Source organism: Promineifilum sp. (SeqCode), from assembly GCF_041918635.1.
Taxonomy (GTDB): domain Bacteria; phylum Chloroflexota; class Anaerolineae; order Promineifilales; family Promineifilaceae; genus Promineifilum.
The window spans coordinates 1-1,937 of sequence record NZ_JAYRVJ010000031.1; the positions used below are offsets into that span (position 1 = coordinate 1).

Annotated in this window: 2 protein-coding genes; both read right to left on the reverse strand. The window is 66.5% G+C overall.

The window, feature by feature from the left end:
• Window positions 1-263: 263 nt before the first annotated feature.
• The gene (locus tag ACE3UY_RS01100; protein WP_374685710.1) at window positions 264-914 is read right to left on the reverse strand and encodes an exopolysaccharide biosynthesis protein; all 651 of its coding nucleotides are present in this window, start codon (window positions 912-914) and stop codon (window positions 264-266) included.
• Between the two features lie 111 nt (window positions 915-1,025).
• A partial coding sequence (locus ACE3UY_RS01105; RefSeq protein WP_374685711.1) for a hypothetical protein occupies window positions 1,026-1,937 on the reverse strand: 912 nt, incomplete at its 5' end.

Here is a 1,937-nt window from a genome sequence, read left to right on the forward strand (position 1 = left end):
ATGGCGTGAATCCAAAAGACAATGCGCAATCTGGGAGACATGATACTCCTCCACTTGGTTGGGGGCGGGCCTCCAAGCCGGCGCAATCAAGCGGGAGGTGACTTCGATAGCAGGCCAGATCACCTCTGTCTACATTATAATACGCACCCGATTGGAACACAATAACCAATTGTTTAAACACGGATTCTCACGGATTGTACGGATAAAAAAACGGATTGAACCTTAGGGTTCAATCCGTTATATCCGTCCAATCCGTGGTTAATTCATCTCCCAAACAGCCCCATAATCCCCTGCCCCGTGGCGATGGCAATGCCGGCCAGGACGGCGAAGTAGATGATCGTCGCCAGCAGGAAGAGGTAGCCGAGCAGGATGAGCAGCCCGTCGCGCTGCAAGATGCCCGCGGCCAGCAGCAGGATGCCCCAGGCGGGCAGGGTGTTGGAGAAGGGCACGAGGCCCAGCGGGAAGATGAGCAGCACGCTGCCCAGCAGCAGCCCCAGCCCGGCCAGCCGGTTCATGGCCGCCGTCTGGGTCAGCCGGGCCAGGCGCGGGTGGCTGAACTTGTCCACCCGGCCGAACATCGTCGCCCCGCGCTCGATGGCCTGGGCCAGCTTCTGCGCCCCCAGCGGCCGGTCGAGCAGCCGGTCGGGCAGCCAGGGCACGCGGTTGAAGGTGACGCCCAACGAGATGAGGATGGCGACCAGCCCGAAGACGGTGCTGACACCGGGGATGGAGATGGGCACGAGGAAGGGGATGGTCAGGAACATCAGCGCCAGTAGCAAGCCCTGCTCGCCGACCATCGCCAGCAGTTCGCGCACGGTGACGTACTCGCCGGTAATCGACCGGGCCAGCCCTTGCAGTGTCTCGCCCAGCGGGCGGGTGCTATCCTGAAATTCGACAGTTGTTGAATCTTCCATACTCGTATTATAAACCGGACAGATTACGGAAAACCTGTCTGGTCTTCCGGCGGAAGTGTATCAGCCACCGCCTTCGGATGCCACACGCGCGGCTGACGTTTTACCGATGATTCACGGCGCGGTGACGGTGGCGCGGCCGTTGCCGGTGTCGATGTGCATCAGGATGCGGCCGGCGGCCGCGTCGTAGCCGGCCGTCTCGTAGACCCCTTCGTCGCCGTCGCCGCTGACGCGCTCGAAGCGGTCGTCTACGTTGACGTTGCCGTTGCCCTCGTTGTACTCGATGCGCGCGGCCACGCCCTCCGGCAGCAGCAGCGTCACCCCGCCGTTGCCGCCGTCCAGCCGCAGTTCCTGCACGCCGTCATCGGGCAGCGTCACCGTCAGACTGCCATTGCCGCCGTCAAGCGCAATGTCGTAGTCGCCGGGCGGCAGAGCGGCCGTCACGCCGCCGTTGCCCGCGTCCAGCGTCAGGCTGGTCAGCGTCAACGCCTCCAGCGCCGCCGTGGCCGCGGCGTTGCCGGCGTCCACGCGCAGGTCGGTGGGCACGTCGGGGTTGAGGCCGATCGTCCACTGGCCGCTCTGATCGATCCAGGTGCGCGGGTCGAGGAACCACGCGCCGCCGCCCTCCTCGCCGAACTCGACCGCGACGCGGCCGGCTGCGTCGCGGCGCGGCTGCACGTCCACATTGCCGTAGGTCGCGATCACGCCGGCCATGAGCCGGTCATCGCCGGCGGCCAGGGGGGCGATGTCGGTGGGGAAGCGGCCGAGGTTCAGATCAATGCTGGCCGACGTGGCCCCGTCCAGGCCCACGTCGAAGGTCTGCTGGCGCAGGTCGGGGGCGCTGGCGTCCAGCCCCAGCCGGCCCAGCGCCCGCTCCGGCGCGCCCTGCAGCAGCAGGTAGCCGAAGACGGCCGCCGCCGCCAGCGCCAGCAGGAAGCTCAACGTCGTGCCCAGCGGCGGGCGCGCCTGCACGACCAGCACGTTCAGGCCGAGGAAGATGAGCAGCACCGGCCAGAAGCGCAGCGC